The sequence below is a fragment of the Streptomyces sp. NBC_01450 genome (assembly GCF_036227505.1).
GTDB lineage: Bacteria > Actinomycetota > Actinomycetes > Streptomycetales > Streptomycetaceae > Streptomyces.
The window spans coordinates 4,001,509-4,023,930 of sequence record NZ_CP109480.1 but is presented as its reverse complement, the minus strand read 5'-3'; the positions used below and the strand labels follow the sequence as shown (position 1 = coordinate 4,023,930).

Annotated in this window: 23 protein-coding genes; 17 read left to right on the top strand and 6 right to left on the bottom strand. The window is 69.0% G+C overall.

The window, feature by feature from the left end; all coding sequences use genetic code 11:
• Positions 1-50: 50 nt before the first annotated feature.
• The 7 genes from OG568_RS17875 to OG568_RS17845 all read left to right on the top strand — a co-directional run bounded on the left by OG568_RS17875 (position 51) and on the right by OG568_RS17845 (position 8,911).
• A complete protein-coding gene (locus OG568_RS17875) occupies positions 51-1,058 on the top strand; it encodes an ABC transporter permease (protein WP_329364082.1) in 1,008 nt (335 codons plus the stop codon).
• Between the two features lie 70 nt (positions 1,059-1,128).
• Positions 1,129-2,928: an ABC transporter substrate-binding protein gene (locus tag OG568_RS17870; RefSeq protein WP_329532299.1), complete on the top strand. Its 1,800-nt coding sequence runs from the start codon at positions 1,129-1,131 to the stop codon at positions 2,926-2,928.
• Positions 2,929-3,039: 111 nt separating this feature from the next.
• Positions 3,040-4,038 carry an ABC transporter permease gene (locus OG568_RS17865; RefSeq protein WP_266628863.1) on the top strand — a complete coding sequence of 333 codons (999 nt, stop codon included), beginning with the start codon at positions 3,040-3,042 and terminating at the stop codon, positions 4,036-4,038.
• Positions 4,035-5,129 carry an ABC transporter ATP-binding protein gene (locus tag OG568_RS17860; protein WP_266431152.1) on the top strand — a complete coding sequence of 365 codons (1,095 nt, stop codon included), beginning with the start codon at positions 4,035-4,037 and terminating at the stop codon, positions 5,127-5,129. The genes OG568_RS17865 and OG568_RS17860 overlap by 4 nt, the downstream gene beginning before the upstream one ends.
• Positions 5,130-5,152: 23 nt before the next feature.
• Positions 5,153-6,580 (top strand): ABC transporter ATP-binding protein, encoded by a 1,428-nt coding sequence (locus OG568_RS17855; protein WP_329532298.1) that lies wholly within the window; start codon positions 5,153-5,155, stop codon positions 6,578-6,580.
• Between the two features lie 226 nt (positions 6,581-6,806).
• Positions 6,807-8,198: a M1 family metallopeptidase gene (locus OG568_RS17850; RefSeq protein WP_266431148.1), complete on the top strand. Its 1,392-nt coding sequence runs from the start codon at positions 6,807-6,809 to the stop codon at positions 8,196-8,198.
• Between the two features lie 47 nt (positions 8,199-8,245).
• The gene (locus tag OG568_RS17845; protein ID WP_266431146.1) at positions 8,246-8,911 is read left to right on the top strand and encodes a trimeric intracellular cation channel family protein; all 666 of its coding nucleotides are present in this window, start codon (positions 8,246-8,248) and stop codon (positions 8,909-8,911) included.
• Here OG568_RS17845 and OG568_RS17840 read toward each other — a convergent pair.
• The gene (locus OG568_RS17840; protein ID WP_266585991.1) at positions 8,811-10,040 is read right to left on the bottom strand and encodes an alpha/beta hydrolase; all 1,230 of its coding nucleotides are present in this window, start codon (positions 10,038-10,040) and stop codon (positions 8,811-8,813) included. The genes OG568_RS17845 and OG568_RS17840 overlap by 101 nt on opposite strands.
• Before the next feature lie 215 nt (positions 10,041-10,255).
• Here OG568_RS17840 and OG568_RS17835 point away from each other — a divergent pair, with 215 nt between their 5' ends.
• From OG568_RS17835 to OG568_RS17825, 3 genes are all read left to right on the top strand, one after another.
• Positions 10,256-11,116, top strand: coding sequence for a thioesterase family protein (locus OG568_RS17835; protein WP_266431142.1), 861 nt, complete (start codon positions 10,256-10,258; stop codon positions 11,114-11,116).
• 223 nt (positions 11,117-11,339) lie between these two features.
• A complete protein-coding gene (locus OG568_RS17830) occupies positions 11,340-11,612 on the top strand; it encodes a hypothetical protein (protein ID WP_329532297.1) in 273 nt (90 codons plus the stop codon).
• Between the two features lie 125 nt (positions 11,613-11,737).
• The gene (locus tag OG568_RS17825) at positions 11,738-12,112 is read left to right on the top strand and encodes a hypothetical protein (RefSeq protein WP_266431140.1); all 375 of its coding nucleotides are present in this window, start codon (positions 11,738-11,740) and stop codon (positions 12,110-12,112) included.
• 76 nt (positions 12,113-12,188) lie between these two features.
• Here the strand turns inward: OG568_RS17825 and OG568_RS17820 are convergent, their stop codons facing one another.
• Positions 12,189-12,815, bottom strand: a complete 627-nt coding sequence (locus tag OG568_RS17820; RefSeq protein WP_266585994.1) for a TetR family transcriptional regulator — start codon at positions 12,813-12,815, stop codon at positions 12,189-12,191.
• Between the two features lie 144 nt (positions 12,816-12,959).
• On the opposite strand from OG568_RS17820, the gene OG568_RS17815 reads away from it, so the two are divergent.
• The 3 genes from OG568_RS17815 (at position 12,960) to OG568_RS17805 (ending at position 14,742) form a co-directional block, all read left to right on the top strand.
• Positions 12,960-13,127 (top strand): hypothetical protein, encoded by a 168-nt coding sequence (locus OG568_RS17815; protein ID WP_095852481.1) that lies wholly within the window; start codon positions 12,960-12,962, stop codon positions 13,125-13,127.
• A 124-nt stretch (positions 13,128-13,251) separates the two neighbouring features.
• Positions 13,252-13,464: a DUF4190 domain-containing protein gene (locus OG568_RS17810; protein ID WP_266634693.1), complete on the top strand. Its 213-nt coding sequence runs from the start codon at positions 13,252-13,254 to the stop codon at positions 13,462-13,464.
• 108 nt (positions 13,465-13,572) lie between these two features.
• Positions 13,573-14,742, top strand: coding sequence for a cysteine desulfurase family protein (locus OG568_RS17805; protein WP_329532296.1), 1,170 nt, complete (start codon positions 13,573-13,575; stop codon positions 14,740-14,742).
• 34 nt (positions 14,743-14,776) lie between these two features.
• On the opposite strand, the gene OG568_RS17800 is transcribed toward OG568_RS17805, so the two are convergent.
• Both OG568_RS17800 and OG568_RS17795 read right to left on the bottom strand, forming a co-directional pair.
• Positions 14,777-16,294: a multicopper oxidase family protein gene (locus tag OG568_RS17800; protein ID WP_329532295.1), complete on the bottom strand. Its 1,518-nt coding sequence runs from the start codon at positions 16,292-16,294 to the stop codon at positions 14,777-14,779.
• A 273-nt stretch (positions 16,295-16,567) separates the two neighbouring features.
• Positions 16,568-17,266 carry an N-acetylmuramoyl-L-alanine amidase gene (locus tag OG568_RS17795; RefSeq protein WP_266431906.1) on the bottom strand — a complete coding sequence of 233 codons (699 nt, stop codon included), beginning with the start codon at positions 17,264-17,266 and terminating at the stop codon, positions 16,568-16,570.
• Positions 17,267-17,580: 314 nt separating this feature from the next.
• On the opposite strand from OG568_RS17795, the gene mnmA reads away from it, so the two are divergent.
• Positions 17,581-18,708 (top strand): tRNA 2-thiouridine(34) synthase MnmA, encoded by a 1,128-nt coding sequence (gene mnmA / locus OG568_RS17790; RefSeq protein ID WP_329532294.1) that lies wholly within the window; start codon positions 17,581-17,583, stop codon positions 18,706-18,708.
• 19 nt (positions 18,709-18,727) lie between these two features.
• On the opposite strand, the gene OG568_RS17785 is transcribed toward mnmA, so the two are convergent.
• Both OG568_RS17785 and OG568_RS17780 read right to left on the bottom strand, forming a co-directional pair.
• Positions 18,728-19,621 carry an IS982 family transposase gene (locus OG568_RS17785; protein ID WP_329530528.1) on the bottom strand — a complete coding sequence of 298 codons (894 nt, stop codon included), beginning with the start codon at positions 19,619-19,621 and terminating at the stop codon, positions 18,728-18,730.
• Positions 19,622-19,778: 157 nt separating this feature from the next.
• Entirely contained in the window at positions 19,779-20,102 is a 324-nt protein-coding gene (locus tag OG568_RS17780; protein WP_266648149.1) for a DUF427 domain-containing protein, read from the bottom strand.
• A gap of 50 nt (positions 20,103-20,152) precedes the next feature.
• On the opposite strand from OG568_RS17780, the gene OG568_RS17775 reads away from it, so the two are divergent.
• From OG568_RS17775 to OG568_RS17765, 3 genes are read left to right on the top strand one after another with little or no spacing between them, the layout of a single operon-like run.
• Positions 20,153-20,716 (top strand): TIGR00730 family Rossman fold protein, encoded by a 564-nt coding sequence (locus tag OG568_RS17775; RefSeq protein ID WP_329532293.1) that lies wholly within the window; start codon positions 20,153-20,155, stop codon positions 20,714-20,716.
• A 7-nt stretch (positions 20,717-20,723) separates the two neighbouring features.
• Complete coding sequence (locus OG568_RS17770) at positions 20,724-21,422, top strand: SDR family oxidoreductase (RefSeq protein WP_266431126.1); 699 nt, start codon at positions 20,724-20,726, stop codon at positions 21,420-21,422.
• A complete protein-coding gene (locus OG568_RS17765) occupies positions 21,419-22,414 on the top strand; it encodes a methionine synthase (protein WP_329532292.1) in 996 nt (331 codons plus the stop codon). Before OG568_RS17770 ends, OG568_RS17765 begins: the two co-directional genes overlap by 4 nt.
• Positions 22,415-22,422 lie beyond the last annotated feature (8 nt).

Below are 22,422 nucleotides of genomic sequence, written 5' to 3'. Positions count from 1 at the left end.
AGCGGCACGTGTGGGCCGGCTACCGCCGGTTGAGAGGGGCCCCTGCCACGATGACGGCACCATTGCACGAGCCGACTGCCGAATCGGCCCCGAGCGCGGCCGAAGAAGCGGCGGTTGCCGCCGCCGGAGAGAAGGCCGTACAGGGGCGTTCCCTGGGCCGGATCGCCTGGGAGCGCCTGAAGAGGGACAAGCTCGCCCTGACCGGCGGCATCGTCGTGCTCGTCCTCATCGTGATCGCCCTGCTCGCGCCAGTGATCACTCACCTGCTCGGGCAGGACCCGGACACCTTCAACGAGAAGCTGATCGACCCTCTGTTCGGCACTCCCACGGGGTCATTGGGCGGCATCAGCGGTGACCACCTGCTGGGCGTCGAGCCCGTCAACGGCCGCGACATCCTCGCCCGCATCCTCTACGGTGCCCGCGTCTCGCTCCTGGTGGGCTTCCTGTCCGCCGTGGTCGCCGTCGTCCTCGGCACCGTCCTGGGCATCCTGGCCGGCTTCTTCGGCGGCTGGGTCGACTCGCTCGTCAGCCGCGTGATGGACGGCCTGCTGGCCTTCCCGCAACTCCTGTTCACGATCGCCTTGGTCTCGGTGATGCCGAACGACATGCTGGGCCTGTCCGGCTCCAACGTGCGCGTGTTCGTGATGATCCTGGTCATCGGCTTCTTCGGCTGGCCCTACATCGGACGGGTGGTGCGCGGGCAGACGCTCTCGATGCGTGAGCGCGAGTACGTCGAGGCCGCGCGATCGCTGGGCGCTGGGCGCTTCTACATCCTGTTCAAGGAACTGCTGCCCAACCTGGTCGCACCGATCATCGTCTACACGACGATGATGATCCCCACGAACATCCTCACCGAGGCTGCACTCAGCTTCCTGGGTGTGGGCGTCAAGCCGCCCACCTCGTCCTGGGGACAGATGCTGTCGAGCGCGATCGACTACTACGAGTCCGACCCCATGTACATGGTGGTCCCTGGTGTGGCGATCTTCATCACCGTCCTTGCCTTCAACCTCTTCGGCGACGGCGTGCGGGACGCGCTGGACCCGAAGGCCTCCCGCTGAACCGCCTTACCCCAAGCGTCCCGTGGCATTGACACGGGGTCTCTCATCAAAATCCGGAGGATCCGAGATCGTGACTACCCAACGCACCTCAGGGCGGCGGAAGCAGGCGTTGGCCGCTGCTGCCGCGGTCGCCGCGCTGCTGACCACGGCGGCGTGCGGCGGCGGTGACAGCGACGGCGGCGACAAGGGCTCGAAGACCGGCGCGGCCGGCTTCGACGCTGCCAACAACAAGGTCGCCCAGGCCTCCCTGGTCAAGAAGGGCGGCACGCTGCGGTTCGGCGGTGCCCAGGATGCCGACTCGTGGGACACCACGCGTGGCTACTACGGCTTCATGTGGGACTTCGCGCGCTACTACAGCCGCCAGCTGGTCACGGGCAAGGCGGAGCCGGGCAAGGCAGGCGCCGAGCTCACCCCGGACCTCGCCACGGGTCTCGCGAAGGTCACGGACGACGGCAAGACCTACACGTACACCCTGCGTGACGGCGTCACGTGGGAGGACGGCAAGCCGATCACGTCCAAGGACGTGAAGTACGGCATCGAGCGCGTGTGGGCGCAGGACGTGCTGTCCGGCGGTCCGACGTACCTCAAGGACTTCCTGGACCCCAAGGGCGAGTACAAGGGCCCCTACAAGGACACGTCCAAGGACAAGCTGGGCCTGAAGGCCATCACCACGCCGGACGACAAGACGGTCGTCTTCCACCTTCCCAAGGCCAACTCGGACTTCCAGGAGGTGCTGGGTCTGGTCTCGGCCTCCCCGGTCCGCCAGGACATGGACACCAAGTCCAAGTACAGCCTGCACCCGTTCTCCTCCGGCCCGTACAAGTTCGATTCGTACAGCCCCGGCAAGAGCATGACGCTGGTGCGCAACACGAACTGGAAGCAGTCCTCGGACCCGGTCCGCAAGGCGTACCCGGACAAGATCACCGTCCAGTTCTACTCGGACGCCAACCAGCTGGACCAGCGCCTGCTCAACGGTGACCTGGACCTGGACATCAACCAGACCGGCATGTCCCCGCAGGGCCGCACCACCGCCCTGAAGGAGCACAAGGCCAACCTGGACAACCCGACCTCCGGCTACATCCGTTACGCGGCATTCCCGCAGAGCGTGAAGCCGTTCGACAACGTCGAGTGCCGCAAGGCCGTGATCCTCGGCGCGGACCACGTCTCGCTGCAGACCGCGCGCGGTGGCCCGATCGCCGGTGGTGACATCGGCACCAACATGCTCCCGCCGTCCGTCCCGGGCGCCGAGGGCCAGAAGTACGACCCGTACAACATCGCCGGCGCCGACAAGAACGGCAACGTCGAGAAGGCCAAGGCGGCGCTGAAGGCGTGCGGCAAGCCGAACGGCTTCTCCACCACCATCGCGGTGCGCAACAACAAGCCGGTCGAGGTGGCCACGGCCCAGTCGCTGCAGGCGTCGCTGAAGAAGATCGGCATCACCGCGCAGATCGACCAGTTCGACGGTTCGCAGACCACCGGCATCATCGGCAGCCCCTCGAACGTGAAGAAGAAGGGCTACGGCATCATCATCATGGGCTGGGGCCCGGACTTCCCGACCGTCCAGGGCTTCGGTCTGCCGCTGTGGGACAGCAAGTACATCGCACCGAGCGGTAACAACAACTTCGCCCTGATCAACGACAAGACCATCGACGGTCTGTTCGACCAGTACGTCACCACGCTGGACGAAGCGGGCAAGACCAAGCTCTCGACCGAGATCAACCACAAGGTCATGGAGGGCGCGTACTACCTGCCCTTCACCTTCGAGAAGTTCATCAACTGGCGCGGCGACAACCTCGCGAACGTCTACACGACGGACAACTACAGCGGTACGTACGACTTCGTGAACCTCGGTCTGAAGTCCGCAAAGTAATCCCGGCACACCCGCCGTACGGCACGAAAGGCAGGTGAAGGCCGGCGCGGCGTGGCCGCGGGCCATCGGATGACCTCCGGTGGCCCGCGGCCCCGCGGCGGGCCGTAAGCTGTGCTCGCTTACCTCATCAGGCGGCTGTTCGCCGCCGCAGTGATGCTGGTGGTCATCGTCATGGTGGTCTTCGGCATCTTCTTCCTCGTCCCCAAGTGGGCGGGCGTGGACATCGCCTCGAGCTTCGTGGGCAAGCAGGCCGACCCGGCCGCTGTCGAGGCCGTACGGCAGAAGCTGGGTCTGAGCGACCCGATCTACTCCCAGGTCTGGGAGTTCTTCAAGGGCATCTTCGCCGGGCGCACCTACTCGGGCGGTGGCGACGTCACGCACTGCGCCGCGCCCTGCTTCGGCTATTCCTTCCGCAGCGAGCAGGCCGTCTGGCCGGTGCTCACCGACCGTTTCCCGGTGACCCTGGGGCTCGCGCTCGGTGCCGCCGTGCTGTGGCTGGTCTTCGGTGTCGCGGCCGGTGTGCTCTCCGCGCTCAAGCGGGGCAGCATCTGGGACCGTGGCGCGATGGTCGTCGCCCTGGCGGGTGTCTCCCTCCCCATCTACTTCACCGGTCTGCTCAGCCTGGCGATCTTCGCCTTCGGCCTGAAATGGATCAACGCGCAGTACGTGCCCTTCGACCAGAGCATCAGCGGCTGGTTCGGCGGCATGATCCTGCCCTGGATCACCCTCGCGTTCCTCTACGCGGCGATGTATGCCCGGATCACCCGCGCCACCATGCTGGAGATCCTCGGCGAGGACTACATCCGCACGGCACGCGCCAAGGGGCTCAAGGAGCAGGTCGTCATCGGCAAGCACGCCATGCGCTCCACGATGACCCCCATCCTCACCATGCTGGGAATGGACCTCGGCGCCCTCATCGGCGGCGCCATCCTGACGGAGTCGACGTTCAACCTGCCCGGCCTCGGCCGCGCGGTGCTCGACGCCATCCGGAACCAGGACCTGCCCATCATCCTGGGCGTCACCCTGATCACTTCTCTCGCGGTGCTCCTCGCCAACCTCGTGGTGGACATCCTGTACGCCGTGATCGACCCCCGCGTGAGGCTGTCATGACCGAACTCAGCAAGACCGGAGCAGCCGTGGGCGAGCCCACCGCCACGCACACCCCGACCGCCTTCCTCGAAGTGCGCGACCTGAAGGTGCACTTCCCGACGGACGACGGTCTGGTCAAGTCCGTCGACGGGCTCAGCTTCCAGCTGGAGAAGGGCAAGACCCTCGGGATCGTGGGCGAGTCCGGCTCCGGCAAGTCGGTGACCTCGCTCGGCATCATGGGCCTGCACACGGCCGGCCAGTACGGCAAGCGCAAGGCGCAGATCTCCGGCGAGATCTGGCTGAACGGCACCGAACTGCTGTCCGCCGACCCGGACTACGTACGCAAGCTGCGTGGCCGTGAGATGGCGATGATCTTCCAGGACCCGCTGTCCGCGCTGCACCCGTACTACACGATCGGTCAGCAGATCGTGGAGGCGTACCGCATCCACAACAACGTGGACAAGAAGACGGCGAAGCGCCGCGCGGTCGAGATGCTCGACCGGGTGGGCATCCCGCAGCCGGACAAGCGCGTCGACAGCTACCCGCACGAGTTCTCCGGCGGTATGCGCCAGCGCGCGATGATCGCGATGTCGCTGGTCAACAACCCCGAACTGCTCATCGCGGACGAGCCGACGACCGCCCTGGACGTGACCGTCCAGGCGCAGATCCTCGACCTGATCCGGGACCTGCAGAAGGAGTTCGGCTCCGCCGTCATCATCATCACCCACGACCTGGGCGTCGTCGCCGAGCTCTCCGACGACATCCTGGTGATGTACGGCGGCCGCTGCATCGAGCGCGGCCCGGCCGAGAAGGTGTTCTACGAGCCCCGGCACCCCTACACCTGGGGGCTGCTCGGCTCGATGCCGCGCCTGGACCGTGAGCAGACCGAGCGCCTCATCCCCGTCAAGGGCTCCCCGCCCTCGCTGATCAACATCCCGTCCGGCTGCGCCTTCAACCCGCGCTGCCCGTACGCGGATGTTCCCAAGGACAACGTGACCCGCACGGTCCGCCCCGAGCTGACCGAGGTCGGCGGACGGCACTGGGCCGCCTGCCACATGACCCAGGAGCAGCGGGAACGCATCTGGACCGAAGAGATTGCGCCGAAGCTGTGAGCGAGAAAGCCAAGGACGCGGAAGTGACCATTCCCGCACAGGCACAGGACGAAGGCGGCGCCACCCTCACCAAGGACGCCGCCCCGGGTGACGTGCTGCTGAAGGTCACCGGACTGCAGAAGCACTTCCCCATCCGCAAGGGCCTGATGCAGCGTCAGGTCGGTGCGGTGCGGGCCGTCGACGGCCTCGACTTCGAGGTGCGCTCGGGGGAGACCCTGGGTGTCGTGGGCGAGTCCGGCTGTGGCAAGTCCACGATGGGCCGGCTGATCACACGGCTGCTCGAACCGACCGCGGGCAAGGTCGAGTTCGAGGGCAAGGACATCACGCACCTCGGTGTGAGCGGTATGCGCCCGCTGCGCCGTGACGTCCAGATGATCTTCCAGGACCCGTACTCGTCGCTGAACCCCCGGCACACGATCGGCACGATCGTCAGTGCCCCGTTCAAGCTGCAGGGCGTCAATCCCGAGGGCGGGATCAAGAAGGAGGTCCAGCGACTGCTGTCGGTCGTCGGCCTCAACCCCGAGCACTACAACCGCTATCCGCACGAGTTCTCCGGCGGCCAGCGCCAGCGCATCGGTATCGCCCGCGCGCTCGCGCTCAACCCGAAGCTGGTCGTGGCGGACGAGCCGGTCTCGGCGCTCGACGTGTCGATCCAGGCGCAGGTCGTCAACCTTCTCGACGACCTGCAGCAGGAGCTCGGCCTCACGTACGTGATCATCGCGCACGACCTGTCGGTGGTCCGGCACGTCTCGGACCGGATCGCGGTGATGTACCTCGGCAAGATCGTGGAGCTCGCCGACCGCGACTCGCTCTACAAGGCGCCGATGCACCCGTACACCAAGGCGCTGATGTCCGCGGTGCCGATCCCGGACCCCAAGCGCCGGAACGTGAAGAGCGACCGCATCCTGCTCACGGGCGACGTGCCCTCGCCGATCTCGCCGCCGAGCGGCTGCCGCTTCCACACGCGGTGCTGGAAGGCCACGGAGATCTGCAAGACGACCGAGCCGCCGCTCCTGGAGCTGAAGCCCGGCCAGCAGGTCGCCTGCCACCACCCGGAGAACTTCGAGGACCAGGCCCCGCAGGACACGGTGCTGCTGTCCGCCGCCAAGGAGGCCGCGACGCTCGTGGCCGACGAGGTGCTGGCGGAGTCGGCGGAGACGTCGGCGGCGGTGGCCGCGGAACTGGAGACCACGGAGGAGACCCCGGAGGCCGCCACGGAGGAAACCTCCGAGGCCGCCACGGAGGAGTCCGCCGAGGCCGGCGCGGAGGAGTCCGCCGAGGTCGCTACGGAGGAAACCTCCGAGGCGGCTATGGAGGAAACCTCCGAGGCCGCCACGGACGAGACCACCGAGGCGGCCGCCGCGGAGGTCTCCGAAACGGTCGCCGCCGAGGAGTCGGACTCGTCGGAGGAAGACTCGTCGGAGGAATCGGGATCCGGCAGCCAGAAGTGAACGTCCGCGGCTGAACAGGGCGGTGTGAGTTCACCGACGCCTATGCCCCGGTAACCGGAGAAATCGGTTACCGGGGCATTTGTTCTGAACGCTGATCGTCAGGAGTCAACTGGCGAGTAGGGCATGACGATTAGGCAAAGTCATGAACATGACCGAACGGAAGAGTGCAGAGTCTCGCGTGTCCAACTGATCGGGAACGATCGGAACACGTACGAAAGGGACGTTCATGCCATTCTCCCGTTCGGCACGTTTAGGGGCCCTCGCGACCGCGGCGGCTTCCTTCCTCGTCATTGCCGCCTCCTCCGCCCCGACCCCGGGCGCCGACGGCATCGGCGACTCCTACTTCCCCCAGCTCGGCAACGGCGGCTTCGACGCCCGCCACTACGCCCTGGACGTGGCATACAACCCGGACACCGACCGCCTCGACGGCCGTACGACACTCACGGCCCGGGCCACCCAGTCCCTCTCCTCCTTCGACCTCGACCTCCAGAAACTGGAGGTCACGCGCGTCGAAGTGAACGGCAGACGCGCCGACTTCACGCGCGACGGGGACGAGATCCACATCACCCCGCACGGGGTGATCCGCAAGGGCAGGACCTTCACCGTCACCGTCACGTACGGCGGCGTCCCCGAGGCCCTCAGCGGTCCCATCGTCTTCGGTTCCGACTACGGATGGATGAAGACCACCGACGGCGTCTTCGTCGCCTGTGAGCCCAACGCCGCCTCCACCTGGTTCCCGTCCAGCGACCACCCCGCCGACAAGGCCACCTACGACATCCGGATCAAGGCGCCCAAGGGTCTGACGGGCGTCTCCAACGGGCGGCTGATATCGACGTACGACAAGGGCGGCAGCACGGTCACGCACTGGCGTGAGAACAGGCCGATGGCGACCTACCTCGCGACCGCGACCATCGGGAAGTTCGACGTCAAGACAGGGACGACACCGGCCGGGACGCCGATCTACGTGGCCATCGACCCGGTGCTGGCCAACAGCAACAGCGTCGACGTGTACGCCGTGACGGCCGAGGCCACCGACTACTGGTCGCAGGTCTTCGGGCCCTACCCCTTCGAGGAGACCGGCGCGATCGTCGACGACATGCCGGAGGCGGGGTTCTCGCTGGAGGTGCAGTCGAAGCCCGCGTACTCCGCCGTGCGCTCGGAGACGACCATCGTGCACGAGCTGGCCCACCAGTGGTTCGGCGACTCCGTGTCGGTGGAGCGCTGGAAGGACATCTGGCTGAACGAGGGCTTCGCGACCTACGCCCAGTGGCTGTGGTCCGAACACAAGGGGATCCGCTCGGCGCACGACTCCTTCCTCGCCGGCTACAACTCGCGCCCCGGGGACTCGGCCTTCTGGGGGACCGTCGTCGCCGACCCGCAGCGCGACACCATGTTCGCCTCGGCGGTCTACCAGCGCGGCGCGATGACCTTGCAGATGCTGCGCGAGCGCATCGGCGACACCGCGTTCTTCAAGCTGCTGCCCGCCTGGACGAAGCTTCACAAGTACGGCAACGCCAACACCGCCGACTTCATCCACCTCGCCGAGAGGATCTCGGGGCAACAGCTCGACGACCTTTTCCAGACCTGGCTGTTCACCACAGGGAAACCAGCCCTGTAGGCCTTTCTTTGTAAGGTGCGAGCCCCGCGACGGGTGAGAATGTCCGGGTGCTTCAGGAACTGTTCACCCCCTCCGTCCAGCATGTGCTCGACCTCGTGGGGATCTTCGTCTTCGCGATCTCCGGCGCTCTGCTGGCCGTCCGCAAGAACTTCGACGTGTTCGGCATCGCCGTCCTCGCCGAGGTCACCGCACTGGGCGGAGGGCTGTTCCGCGACATGGTCATCGGGGCCGTACCACCGGCCGCGTTCACCGACCTCGGCTACTTCAGCACCCCGCTGCTCGCCGCCCTGCTCGTGTTCTTCCTCCACCCCGAGGTGGAGCGTATCCAGGTCGCGGTCAACGTCTTCGACGCGGCAGGACTCGGCCTGTTCTGCGTCGCGGGCACCACGAAGGCGTACGAGTACGGCCTCGGCCTGACCCCGTCCGCCGCCCTGGGCCTGGCCACCGCGGTCGGCGGCGGTGTGCTGCGCGACGTCCTCGCCAACGAGGTGCCCTCACTGCTGCGTTGGGACCGCGATCTGTACGCCGTGCCGGCGATCGTCGGCGCCACGATGGTGGTCCTGTGCATCCGCTACGACGTGCTGTCCCCGTTCACCAGCGGGCTCGCCGCGGTCACCGCTTTCGTCCTGCGGTTGCTCGCGATGCGGTTCCACTGGCGAGCGCCGCGTGCTTGGCATCGCCGGTCGACGGCGACGGAGCCGGAGACTCCTTAGCGTGGGCCCCCGGCCCGATCTGCAGGGTCAGCCAACGGAAGACCTCCGTGATCTGCGGCCGCCACAGGGCCATGTTGTGGCCGCCCGCGCTGCGCGGCAGCAGCACCACCTGCACGCTCGTCGGCGCCTTCGCGATCGACTGGAGCGCCGCGCCCGCCTCGTAGCCGTCGTGAGCCTCGCCGGAGACGTAGAGGGAGACGGGGGGCGGCGTGCGGTAGGACTTGAGCAGCAGGTAGGGATTGTTCTCCCGGCGCAGCGTCAGGCTCCGCGCCGTGAGCGAGTTGCGTTCGCCGATCGGGTCGTTGTACCCGGACATGCTCACCGCGGCACGGTAGCGGTCGGGGTGGGCGATCGCGAGCTTGGCCGCGCAGTGCGCCCCCGCCGAGTAGCCGGCCACGCCCCAGCCGTCCGGCGCGGACTTCGCCCGGAAGTTGTCCACCACCATCTTCGGCACGTCGATGCTGAGCCAGGTGTCGGCGTTCACCTTGCCGGGGACGTTCGCGCAGCCGGTGTCGGTCTTGGCCAGCAGATTCGTGCGCGGTGCCACCAGGATGAACGGCGCGACCTGTCCGTCGCGCATCAGCGGCAGCAACTGCTCATGCGCCTTCAGCGAACCGAACCACGCCTTCGCGGAGCCGGGATAGCCGGGCAACAGCTCCACGACGGGGAACTTCCGGTTGCGGTAGGCCGGTTCGTTGTACTGCGGCGGCAGCCAGACGTAGACCTCCGCGTCCACGCCCGACACCTGGCCGTGCAGCTGGGTGACCTTCACCCCGCCCGCCTTGGACATACCGGGGCCGTCGGCCTGCGAGAACGTCTGGTGGACCTTGGGGAGCCGGTGCAGCGAGATACCTCCCGTGCCGTCACGGCCGAGGTTGGCGGCCGCCCGCACGTGGTTGCCCGTGCCGAGCAGGTCGGCCCAGTTGTCGTACAGGCTGTTGCTGTTGTTCACGAGCACGAAGACGAGGGTGATCGCGGTGCCCTGGGCGAACAGCAGCATCACCATCCGGGCCACGCTGCGCACCAGTGCGGGGCCGGGAATGCGCGACCACAGCACGAGGGGAACGATCAGGGCGACCGCGACCAGGACGATGGCGGTGAGGAGGAACGGCGTTCCGGTGAGGCTCACGGTGTGTGCGGCTCTTCCTGTGACGGGCTGGATCGAGGGTCTGCAGCTGCATCGGGTTCTCTGTCCTTGGAGAGGGGGATCCGATGCCGTTGGTTCACGGAAGAGTTCGGACACTTACTGAGAAATTGCCGAAACCTCACCCTCGAGTGAGCGGATTCACATGCCTGAAACAGAAAAAGCTACTGCTTAGTAATCACCTGTTGTACCGTTCGGGCATGTCAGAAGCAGCTACCGCACAGGCCGCGCGCGCCACGATCGGTGACAGCGAGTTCGACCGCGACACCGCGGTCACCCTGCGCGAACCCGGCGTCTACGACATCGACCTGTCCGCCGGGTGGACCATCATCAGCGCCGTCAACGGCGGCTATCTGCTCGCCGTCCTCGGCCGCGCCCTCGCCGACGCCCTGCCGCACAGCGACCCGTTCACCGTCTCGGCCCATTATCTGACCGCGTCGCAACCCGGCCCCGCGGTGGTCCGCACGGACGTCGTGCGGACGGGGCGGACCCTGTCGACCGGGCAGGCCTCGCTCTTCCAGTACGACGACGAGGGCCGCGAGGTCGAACGGATCCGTGTGCTCGCCTCGTACGGCGATCTCGACGCCCTGCCCGACGACGTCCGCACCACGGCGACACCGCCCGCGATCCCGGCCATGGAGCACTGCTTCGGGCCGGAGGACGGCCCCGCGCCCGTCGAGGGCAGCTCCGCCATCACCGAGCGGCTGATGCTCAAGCTCGACCCCGCGACGCTCGGCTGGGCCCTGGGGGCGCCGTCCGGCAAGGGCGAGATGCGCTCCTGGTTCGGGCTCGCCGACGGCCGGGACCCCGACCCCCTCTCGCTGCTCCTCGCGGTCGACGCGCTGCCGCCCACCGCCTTCGAGCTCGGCATCTCCGGCTGGGTACCGACGGTCGAACTGACGGTCCATGTGCGCTGCCGTCCGGCGCCGGGCCCGCTGCGGGTGTCGATCACCACCCGCAACCTCGCCGGCGGCTTCCTGGAGGAGGACGCCGAGGTGTGGGACAGCGCGGACCGGCTGGTCGCGCAGTCCCGACAGCTCGCCCGGGTCCGGCTCGGCTGAACGGCCGCCGGCCCGGGTGGGCCGCGAGCCGTCCGCGGACGTCGGTCCCTTCGGGGGCCGGCGCCACCGGGCCGAACGGCAGCTCCTGGTCAGGTCCTTACGTGGAACTCGGCACACGGGGTGGGGCGCCGGTACGCGCCATCCACCGCGACATAGAGGCGGTGTCGACCTCCGGAGTCCTGGCCCCTGAGTGATCCCGTGAAGCGGCGTCCGGGCGGTCTCGATGTCACAGTTCGGGTACGGCGCTCCCGCCTCGACATGTTCCTCGGGCTCAACGCGGGCGCCCGCACGGCGCTATCGGAGGCCGACGGCGAGAGCGGGTGGGTTCTGGGCGTACCCGTCGTACGGCGTCGCCCACGAGGCCCGCACGCCGCTGGCCTTCGTGGACACGGCCGAGGTGGTCCCACCGTCGGAGGTACGGGCGGGACCGGCCGGGACGGCGGCCGCGATCGGCGCGGTGCACGGCGGGGATCACGCCCCGCACGCGGGAAGTTGACCCACAGGTAACCACAGGTTCGGCACAGCGCGGCCCTACGTGGATCTGGTCCTCTGTCCACCACTCATCCCGCGCTCATCCGGCCTTCATAAACCGGACCACGTGACCTGACTGGGAGTTACCTCATGAACCGTCGTGCCCGACTCGTCCCCGCCGTGGCCCTGCTGGCGCTCTCGCCGTTGCTGGCGGCCTGCGGCTCGGGCGACTCGTCGTCCTCGAACAGCGGCAACTCGAACCAGAACTGTCAGCGGCCGTCGGGCATGCCGAGCGGGGGCCCGTCGGGCATGCCGAACGGCGGGGGCTCCGGGAGGCCCACCGGCTCGCCCTCGGGGACGCCGTCGAACATGCCCACCGGCAAGATGCCGTCCGGCGGTCCCTCGGGCATGCCGACCGGCGGCCCAGGCGGCGGCCAGGGCGGAGGTCAGGGGGGCGGCCAGGGTGGCTGTGGCGGCGGCCCGGGCGGTGGCGGCCAGCCCAGCCAGCAGGCGGCACAGGGCTGAGCCGGTCCCGGTCCGCTCGGGGGTGACGTACTCGATGTTCGGGTGCGTCACCCCCGTTCGTCGGTGAACGGGGGCGTCACCCCAGCCAGTTGCGGCGGCCGATGGCGATCAGCCGCATCTGGCGGGTCGCGACGCGGGCCACCCGCTCCCGCTCCTCCTCGGACGCCTCCAGTGCCTCCAGATAGAGCGAGGCCGTCATCAGCATCTGGTCGACGTACAGCCCCGCGAGCATCAGCAGATCGTCGTCGCTCCACCCCTCCGACTCGGGGTGCTTGGCCAGTTCGGCCTTCACCTCCTCGGCGAACCGCTCCAGTTGCTCCCTGATCGCCTGCCGCACGGGCTGGACCCCGCCGTGCCGCTCGCGCGCGATGAAACGGACGTGCGCGGGGTGGGTCTCGACATGGTGGGCGATCAGGTCGACCGCGCGCCCGATGCGTTCCTCGCTGTCGCCGGTCGCGGAGACCGTGTCCCCGATCATCGGGTGCAGACTGCCCAGCGCCTCTTCGACCAGTGCCACGCCGAGGTCCTCCGTCGAGCGGAAGTGCCGGTAGAAGGCGGTCGGCGCGACTCCTACGGCACGGGTGACCTCACGCAGACCCAGGCTGCTCAGACTCTGCTCCTCCAGCAGTTCCAACGCCGCGTCCAGGAGCGCCTGGCGGGTCTTCTGCTTCTGGGCCTGTCGGAGGCCGAGAGTGTGACTCATGCCATGCAGTTAACAACTGTTCTCCGTAATTGGAAAGCCGGGTGACGCGCTAGACTCTGGAGTCAGTGAACAAGTGTTACTACAACCGTTCACTGAGTCGCCAAGTCCCCGTAACAATCGGGGTTCACCGTCGAGAGGCACCTCATGCTGTTCCTCGTCGCCGCCCTCCTGCTGCTGGGTGTCGTCATGGGCTCCGTGGCCCACGCCCCGCTGCCCGTCACCCTCGTCGCCGCGGTCGTCATCGGCGTCTGGCTGGCCGTCTTCGCGGTCCGCGAGCGCAACGCCCGCCGGCGCCACACCTCCACCAACTGATCGTTGGGAGCTGACTCACGTCATGGAACTCACCGAGCGAACCGACCTCACCACCGCGCCCACGGCCGGTACGGCCACGCGCAGCGCGGCCACGGGCAGGACCGCCACCAAGGACGCCGACGGCATGGCCGTCGCCTCCTTCATCCTCGGCCTCCTCGGCCTGCTGGTCCTGAACGTCTTCCTGGGCCCGATCGCCATCGCCCTGGCCTCCGCCGCCCTCTGGCGCGGTACCGCCCGCCGCGGCCGTGCCTTCCTCGGCCTGGGTCTCGGCATCGCCGATCTCCTGGTGCTGGTGGCGTTCATGCAGTTCGACAGCACGGTGTCCTGGAACTTCTGAGCCGCCACCGAACGAGGCGTTGATCCACCGCGGAACGAGGGGCCGACAGGCGGTCACCCCGACGGGGGCCGAGGCCGTGCGCGGACGGCCCGTAGAATCGGGCCCATCATGGCTTACCTCGACCACGCCGCGACCACGCCGATGCTCCCCGAGGCGGTGGAGGCACTCACCGCCCAGCTGAGCATCACGGGCAACGCCTCCTCCCTCCACGCCGCCGGCCGCCGCGCCCGGCGGACCGTCGAGGAAGCCCGGGAAACCCTGGCGGAGTCCCTCGGCGCCCGCCCCAGCGAGGTCGTCTTCACCTCCGGCGGCACCGAGGCCGACAACCTCGCCGTGAAGGGCCTGTACTGGGCCCGCCGCGACGCCGACCCGGCCCGCACCCGGGTTCTCGCGAGCCCCGTCGAGCACCACGCGGTCCTCGACGCCGTCCACTGGCTCGGCGAACACGAGGGCGCCACGGTCGAGTACCTGCCCGTCGACTCCTACGGCCGCGTCCACCCGGACGCCCTGCGCGAGGCCATCGTCCGGAACCCCGACGACGTCGCCCTCGCCACCGTCATGTGGGCCAACAACGAGATCGGCACGGTCATGGCGGTCCGTGAACTTGCCGACGTCGCCGCCGAGTTCGGTGTCCCGCTGCATTCCGACGCCGTCCAGGCCTTCGGTCAGGTGCCCGTCGACTTCGCCGCCTCCGGCCTCGCCGCGATGACGGTCTCCGGCCACAAGATCGGCGGCCCGTACGGCATCGGGGCCCTGCTGCTGGGCCGTCAGTACACCCCCGTACCCGTGCTGCACGGCGGCGGCCAGGAGCGGCATGTGCGCTCCGGCACCCTCGACGTACCCGCCATCGCCTCGTTCGCGGTCGCCGGGCGGCTCGCCGCCGAGCAGCGCGAGTGGTTCGCCCGGGAGATCGGCGCCCTGCGCGACGACCTCGTCGACGCCGTACGCGCGGCCGTGCCCGACGCCATCCTCGGCGGCGACCCGGCGACCGGGGGCCGGCTGCCCGCCAACGCGCACTTCACGTTCCCGGGCTGCGAGGGCGACTCCCTGCTGCTCCTGCTGGACGCCCAGGGCATCGAGTGCTCCACGGGCTCCGCGTGCACGGCCGGTGTAGCCCAGCCCAGCCATGTCCTGCTGGCCACCGGCACCGACCCCGACCTGGCCCGCGGCACTCTGCGCTTCTCCCTGGGCCACACCTCCACGGAAGCGGACGTGGCGGCGGTGGCCAAGGCGATCGGCCCGGCGGTGGAGCGGGCGCGGACGGCAGGTCTGACCTGACACTCCCACGCCCGCCCGCGGGGCCGGACAGACCCTAGCTGTCCGTCACCATCAGGGAGGCCATCATGCCCTCGTCCTCGTGTTGCAGCAGATGGCAGTGGAGCATGTACATGTAGGTGTCGTCCGAGAAGTCGGTGAACTTCATCGCGATCTCGATGGAGCCGCCGCCGACCACCTCGAACGTGTCGTACCAGCCCAGTTGGACGCCCGTCGGATCCTCCCCGTTGATGGAGATCAGCTGGAACGGCACATCATGCAGATGGAACGAGTGTTCAAGCTGCGTGCTGTTCTTGACCGTCCACACCTCCTCGGCACCCAGGGTGGTGCTGATCATCGCCATCGAGGACATGCTCGTCCCGGCGGAGCCGTTGATCGTCATCGTCGCGCCGCTCTGGCCGAGCGTGATCGTCCGGGCGGTGAAGTCGCTGGTGTCGTACCGGGTGATGGTGTTGAGGGTCGGCAGGGTCTCCGGAGTGTCCGAGGCGTCCGGCGTGACGGTCAGGAACTCGTACGTCCCACTGCCGCCGCGCACCCAGCCCGTCGTCACCACGGCCTCCAGGGTCACCGCGTCACTGAGTTCCATCACGAACTCGGCGCGTGCGCCCGCCACCAGCCGGATCGACGCCACCTCGGTGGCCTCGGTCAGATACCCCTGGTCGGTGGCGATCTGGGTGAGCGTGCCGCCGTCGCTGCGCTGGACGGTGATGATGTCGGACGGCGAGGCGTTGAGCAGCCGGAAGCGGGTGCGCTTCTTGGTGGCGGTGAAGGAGAGCGTGGTGTCGTCGACGTTCGTGCCGTTGCACAGCAGCGGGAAGCTCAGGCCGTTACTGAGGTAGCCGGTCAGGTTGTACTTGATGTCTCCGGCGCTGTCGGTGGCCAGGCACTGCAGGATGATCGGAATGTCGTCGGTGCCGTAGGTGCTGGGCAGGGCCGCGGAGGCGTCGGAGTCGTCCTCGACGATGATCATTCCCGCGAGGCCGTGGGTGGCCTGCTCCGCCGTGGTGCCCAGGGCGTGCGGGTGGTACCAGAGCGTCTTGGCCTCGTCCTTGACCGTGAAGGTGGGCGACCAGGTCTTCCCCGCGGCGAAGGAGTTCTGCGGGCCGCCGTCCATGCTGGGCGGGACGTGCGCGCCGTGGAAGTGGACGGTGGTGTCCTCGGTGAGGCTGTTGGTGATGTTCAGCAGGACGGTGTCGCCGGAGGTCCACTTCATGGTGGGGCCGAGGAACGACTGGTTGTAGCCCGCGGTCGTGCTGGTCACCCCGCTGAGCACCTCGCTGGTGCCGGCCTTCGCCTCCAGGGTGAACGTCGTGGTGCCGTCCGTGGTGGTCCCCTCCAGGAGGTCGGGGATGGTCAGCGTGGTGCCCGCGGCGTGCGCCTTGTTCTGCGTCGCGTTCGTCAGTAAGGCGATGGCCGTGCCGCCGGCGGTCACCGCCGCGATGCCCGCTCCGGCCATCCCGCCGAGGAACTTGCGGCGGTGCATGCCCTTGCCCTTGGTCTTGGACTGGCCCTTGTCCTTGCCCGCGCCGGAGGCGGGCTGCGTGGTGTGCGTCATGGCGCTGGACTCTCGACCTAAGGGCTGTGTAAGGACTTGGGTCGAGTTAGGAGAACGCCGTCTTCGCTGTGAAATCCGATGACTAAAAGTCAGGATCGGCTCGCCGTCAACCCGCTTGGAAACAGCGAGAGTTGACGTGTCGCTGGTCACATCGGCCGCACGGGACGCAACGGACACACGCGTCCCGGAAGGGGCCTCACAGCATCACGATTCGGTGACCCGGGCCTGCCGCGCCCTTGTCTGTGACCACGCGGGGGAAGCGCTCTCTGTCGGCTACGCCCCGGCTGTGCGCGTCGGCTGCGCCGCGGTGCGCGCCTGTCGTACGAGCCGTATGTACCGGTCCCAGTCCCAGTACCGCCCGGGGTCCGTGTGATCCGTGCCGGGCACCTCGACGTGCCCGATGATGTGCGTACGGTCCACGGGAATGTCGTACCGCCCGCAGATCGCGGCCGTCAGCCGCGCCGAGGCCGCGTACATCGCGTCCGTGAAGGACGAGGCCTGCTCCACGAACCCCTCGTGCTCGATGCCGACGCTCCGCTCGTTGTACTCCCGGTTGCCCGCGTGGAAGGCCACGTCCAGCTCGCGGATCATCTGGGTGATGTGCCCGTCCTTGCGCACGATGTAGTGCGCGGCCGCGGCGTGCGCGGGGTCCTGGAAGACCTTCACGGCGCTCCGGTAGCTGCCCTGGGTGACATGGATGACGACCCGGTCTATCCCGTAGTCGTCGGGCCGGTCCGCACGCCGCCAGTTCGCCGACGAGGCGGCCACCCACTGCGCACCCCGGAAGTCGACGGCGCCCGCCACCCGGGGCTTTTCGACGCCGGGCAGTCGCCACCACAGATGCGCGAGCTCGCCGCGCGCGAGCACCGCCGTGCCCACGGCGGCCGCGGCCCCGCCGATCAGCAGCGTCCGCCGTCCGATCCGCCGGTCGTGGTCCCGGCGGGCACGCCCCTTGGTCCCGTTCGCGCCCACGCCGCCCCCGCTGCTCCCGGTGGATTCCCCGGCTCCAGTGATCCCCGTGGTGCCCACAGCCCCCGTGGCTTCCGTGGTTCCCGTGGTCCCTGTGCCGGCTGCGGTCTCCCTGGTTCCCACGCTTCCTGTGGCTTCGGTGGTTCCCGAGTCGCCTGTGTTGTCTTTGCTGCCTGTGTTCTCGGTGTTCTCCGCGGCCCCACTCATGGCGTCCGCCCCCGTTCATCGTGCCCGCCCGTCCCGCAGCGGGCTCCGTTGCGATCATCAACGGATACCCGCGGGCTTCGGTTCCCGCGGCCCCGTACTCTGGAGGGGCTATGACTGAGATCTCGCAGAGCCCCCGCCCCCTCCGCGTCCTCGCCGCCATGTCCGGCGGCGTGGACTCCGCCGTCGCCGCCGCCCGCGCGGCGGAAGCCGGTCACGACGTGACGGGCGTGCACCTCGCGCTCTCCGCCAACCCGCAATCGTTCCGCACGGGCGCGCGAGGCTGCTGCACCATCGAGGACTCGCGCGACGCCCGCCGCGCCGCCGACGTCATCGGCATCCCGTTCTACGTGTGGGACCTCGCCGAGCGCTTCCGCGAGGACGTGGTCGAGGACTTCATCGCCGAGTACGAGGCCGGGCGCACCCCCAACCCGTGTCTGCGCTGCAACGAGAAGATCAAGTTCGCCGCCCTGCTCGACAAGGCGCTCGCCCTCGGCTTCGACGCGGTCTGCACGGGCCACTACGCCCAGGTGATCGTCAGCGAGGACGGCACGCGCGAGCTGCACCGCGCCTCGGACATGGCCAAGGACCAGTCGTACGTCCTCGGGGTCCTCGACGACCGCCAGCTCGCCCACGCGCTGTTCCCGCTTGGTGACACGGTGACGACGAAGGACGAGATCCGCGCGGAGGCCGAGCGCCGGGGCCTGGCCGTCGCCAAGAAGCCCGACTCGCACGACATCTGCTTCATCGCCGACGGCGACACCCAGGGCTTCCTGGCGAACCGCCTGGGCAAGGCGGAGGGCGACATCGTCGACGAGTCCGGGGCGGTCGTCGGCTCCCACGAGGGCGCGTTCGGCTTCACGATCGGCCAGCGCAAGGGGCTGCGCATCGGCACCCCGGCCGCGGACGGCAAGCCGCGCTACGTCCTGGACATCTCGCCGGTGAACAACACGGTGACGGTGGGTCCCGCGGCGTCCCTGGACGTCAGTGGGCTGACCGCCGTCAAGCCCCGCTGGTGCGGCGCCGCCCCCACCGGGCCGGGCACCTACACCGCCCAGCTCCGCGCCCACGGAGGCGAGACGGAGGTCGCTGCCGAACTGGTCGACGGCGAGCTCGAGGTCACCTTCACCGAGCCGGTCCGCGGGGTCGCCCCCGGCCAGGCGATCGTCCTGTACGACGGCACACGCGTGGTGGGCTCGGCGACGATCGCGACGACCACGCGCGCGACGGCGAGCGTCTAGACGAGTCATTCCGATGTGGTCAGTGGTCATAAGCGATCAAGGATCGTATGACGGGCTGGCCGGTCTTGTGGTTGTGCCAGATCGCGGCGGCCATCGCGAGGATGCGTTGGGCGACGCGGACGGCGACACCTTCGAAGGTCCGTCCACCGTGCCGTTCCAGGTCGAGCTGGCCTTTGAGGGTGTCGTTGACCGACTCGATCAGCTGTCGCACCGACTTCAGGAGGCTCTCGCCCCTGCGCTTCTTCTCGCGCTTGAAAGAAGGACGCAGCAACTCCGCGCCCCGGAAGGCCAGATCGGCCTCGAACTCCTTGGAGGCGAAGCCTTTGTCTGCGATCACCAGCAGGCTCGGCCGGTCCGTGGACAGGTGCGGTTCGCGGTCCAGCATCGCCGACAGCACCTCCCGCTCATCCAGTTTCGGGTTCGCCAGTGCCCACAGGATGGGCATCCCGGTCGGGGTGCATACCAGGAACAGGCGCAGGCCCCAGAAGAACCGGGAGTGCGAGGCGCAGTACCCGTATCCGGCCCAGCCGGCCATGTCCGACCGCTTCACCGTCGGACGCGAGCGGCCGCACTCCACCGGTGTGGAGTCGATGATCCAGTGGTTGTCGAACCAGAAGTCCGTATCGACGGCCAGCAGTCGTATTGCCCTCTTGACCAGTGGCAACGCTGCCCGCAGCCGCTTGTTCCAGCCCGGCTGCCTGGGCACGTACGGGAACATCGCTCCCAGTCGGGAGTCCACGAACCGCAGCCAGCGCGACTCCGAGGTGAAGCCCAGCAGCGCCTGGGCGACGGCAAGGGTGACCAGCTCAGAATCCGTCAGCTGCGGCGGTCGGCCAAGCCATCGGCTACCTCCGATCTCGTCGTCGATCTTCACGTACAGTGCGGTCAGCAGGGCGTCTAGGTTGTTCGTCACACAACGAATCTTGGACGCCCTGTCTGCGTTCCCAGACACACCGTCAGCATTCGGAATGACTCGTCTAGGGGCTTTCCTGGCCCTCCGTGCACGGCGACTGTGTTGACCACCGAAGCGGCCCGGGAACACCCGGGCCGTCGGCGTGGCACCGGTGCGATTACGCCACTTCGACTTCGTAGAAGCAGAGATGGTCCTTGATCCGGGCGACCTCCGGCTTGGGGTCGGGGTAGGACCAGACGAGGTCGGGGGCGTCGGGCAGGGACCAGTAGGACGCGTCGCCCTTGAAGGGGCAGTGCGTGTGGGTGTCGGAGGTCGTCAGCAGGTCCAGGCGGACGTCCTCGGCCGGAAGGTAATAGCGCACGGGAGAGCCCGTCTCGCGCAGCACCAGGGGCCGGTCGCTCTCCGCCAGGACCTGGTCGCCGTGCACGACGCGTACGCGCTCCGTGCCTTCTTCGATCGTGATCGTGTGTCCATTGGCCATACCCGTACAGCGCGCGCGAGAGCCGGGTTCTTCCCTCGTACGGTAGGCACATGAATATCTGCGTCTTCCTCTCCGCCGCCGACCTCGACGACCGCTACACCCGTCCCGCCCGCGAGTTCGCCGAACTCCTCGGCAAGGGCGGCCACACGCTGGTGTGGGGCGGCTCCGACGTCGGGCTGATGAAGGTGGTCGCCGACGGGGTGCAGGAGGCGGGCGGACAGCTGCTGGGCGTCTCCGTGGACTTCCTGGCGGCCACGGCGCGGGCGGGAGCCGACGAGATGGTGATCGCCCGGGACCTCGCCGAGCGCAAGGCGCTGCTCCTGGCCAAGGCCGACGCCGTCGTGATCATGGTGGGCGGCGCCGGGACCCTCGACGAGGCGACCGAGATCCTGGAGCTGAAGAAGCACCGGAAGACCGAGAAGCCGGTCGTCCTGCTCAACACGGCGGGCTTCTACGACGGCCTGAAGGCGCAGTTCCGCCGTATGGAGGCCGAGGGGTTCCTGCCCTGCCCACTCACCGACCTGGTGTTCTTCGCCGAGGAGCCGGTGGAGGCGCTGGCCTACCTGGAGGCTGTGACACCAGCGGCTCCCGCCGCGGGCATCGGCCCCCAGTGATGCGAGCATGGCGTCCATGGCTACACATGTGATCACCGGGGCAGGGTCCGGCATCGGCGCGGCCGTCGCCCGCCGTCTGCACGCGCGCGGGGACGAGCTCGTGCTGCACGCGCGCGACGCGGGCCGCGCGAAGGAGCTGGCGGCCGAGTTCCCCGGGGCCCGGACCCTGGTCGGCGACCTGGCGGACCCGGACAAGCTCTCCTGGGCGTTCTCGCACCAGTCCCTGCCCGACCGTGTCGACTCGCTCCTGCACATCGCGGGCGTGGTCGACCTCGGCACCGTCGCGGAGCTGACCCCGAAGTCCTGGCGCCACCAGCTCAACGTCAACCTGATCGCCCCCGCCGAGCTGACCCGCCACTTCCTGCCGCAACTCCGTGTCGCCCAGGGCCACGTGGTGTTCGTGAACTCCGGCGCCGGCCTCGCCGCGCACGCCGACTGGTCCGCGTACGCCGCCTCCAAGCACGGCCTGAAGGCCCTCGCGGACTCCCTGCGCCACGAGGAGCACGCCAACGGAGTCCGGGTGACCTCCGTCTACCCCGGACGGACGGCGAGCCCCATGCAGGCGAAGGTCCACCAGCAGGAGGGCAAGGAGTACGACGCCTCGAAGTGGATCGACCCGGAGTCCGTCGCGACGACGATCCTGCTGGCCGTCGACCTGCCGCGCGACGCGGAGGTCAACGACCTGACCGTGCGGCCGGGACGATGAGCTTCACCTGGGGCCCCGCCACCGGGGTCGGATCCATGCCCGGCGACGACGCCCGCGAGGCCGCCAAGACCGTGACCGGGTCGTTCGAGGACTTCCCGTTCCTGGCCGAACTGCCCGCGCGGGGGCCCGGCGCGGACATGATCGGACGGACCGCCGGAATGCTGGTCGACCTCTACGCGCGCGTGGAGCCCAGCGGCTGGCGGATCGGGGACCGGCCCGGGCGCGACACCAAGCGGGCCAGATCCTGGCTCGGCGAAGACCTCGACGCGCTGGAGGAGTTCACCCAGGGGTACGAGGGGCCGCTCAAGGTGCAGGCCGTCGGCCCCTGGACGCTGGCGGCCGCGCTGGAGCTGCGGGGCGGCGAGGCGGCGCTCTCCGACCTCGGCGCCTGCCGGGACCTCGCCGGCTCGCTCGCCGAGGGGCTGCGTACCCACCTCGCGGAGGTACGGCGCCGGGTGCCCGGCGCCCAGATCGTGCTGCAGCTCGACGAGCCCTCGCTCATCGCGGTGCTGCGCGGCCAGGTGAAGTCCGCCAGCGGCTACCGCACGCATCGCGCCGTCGACCGGCAGCGGGTGGAGTCGACGCTGCGGGACGTCGTCGGGGTGCACACCGACGGCCCGGTCGTGGTGCACTCGTGCGCGCCCGACGTGCCGTTCGCGCTGCTGCGCAGGGCGGGGGCCGCGGCCATCTCGTTCGACTTCGCACTGCTCACCGAGCGTGACGACGATGTCATCGGTGAGGCGGTGGAAGGCGGTACCCGGCTGTTCGCCGGTGTCGTGCCGGGGACGGACGGTCCATTGTCAGACCCTGCCGGTAGCGTCATGGGTGTCAGGACGTTGTGGCGCAGGCTGGGGCTGCATCCGGGTCTTCTCGCGGAGGCGGTCACGGTCACTCCGTCGTGCGGACTCGCGGGCGCTTCCCCGGAGTACGCGCGCCGGGCACTCGCCCACTGCGCCCGGGCGGCGAGATCCCTCGCGGACAACCCAGAGTAACGGGAGGA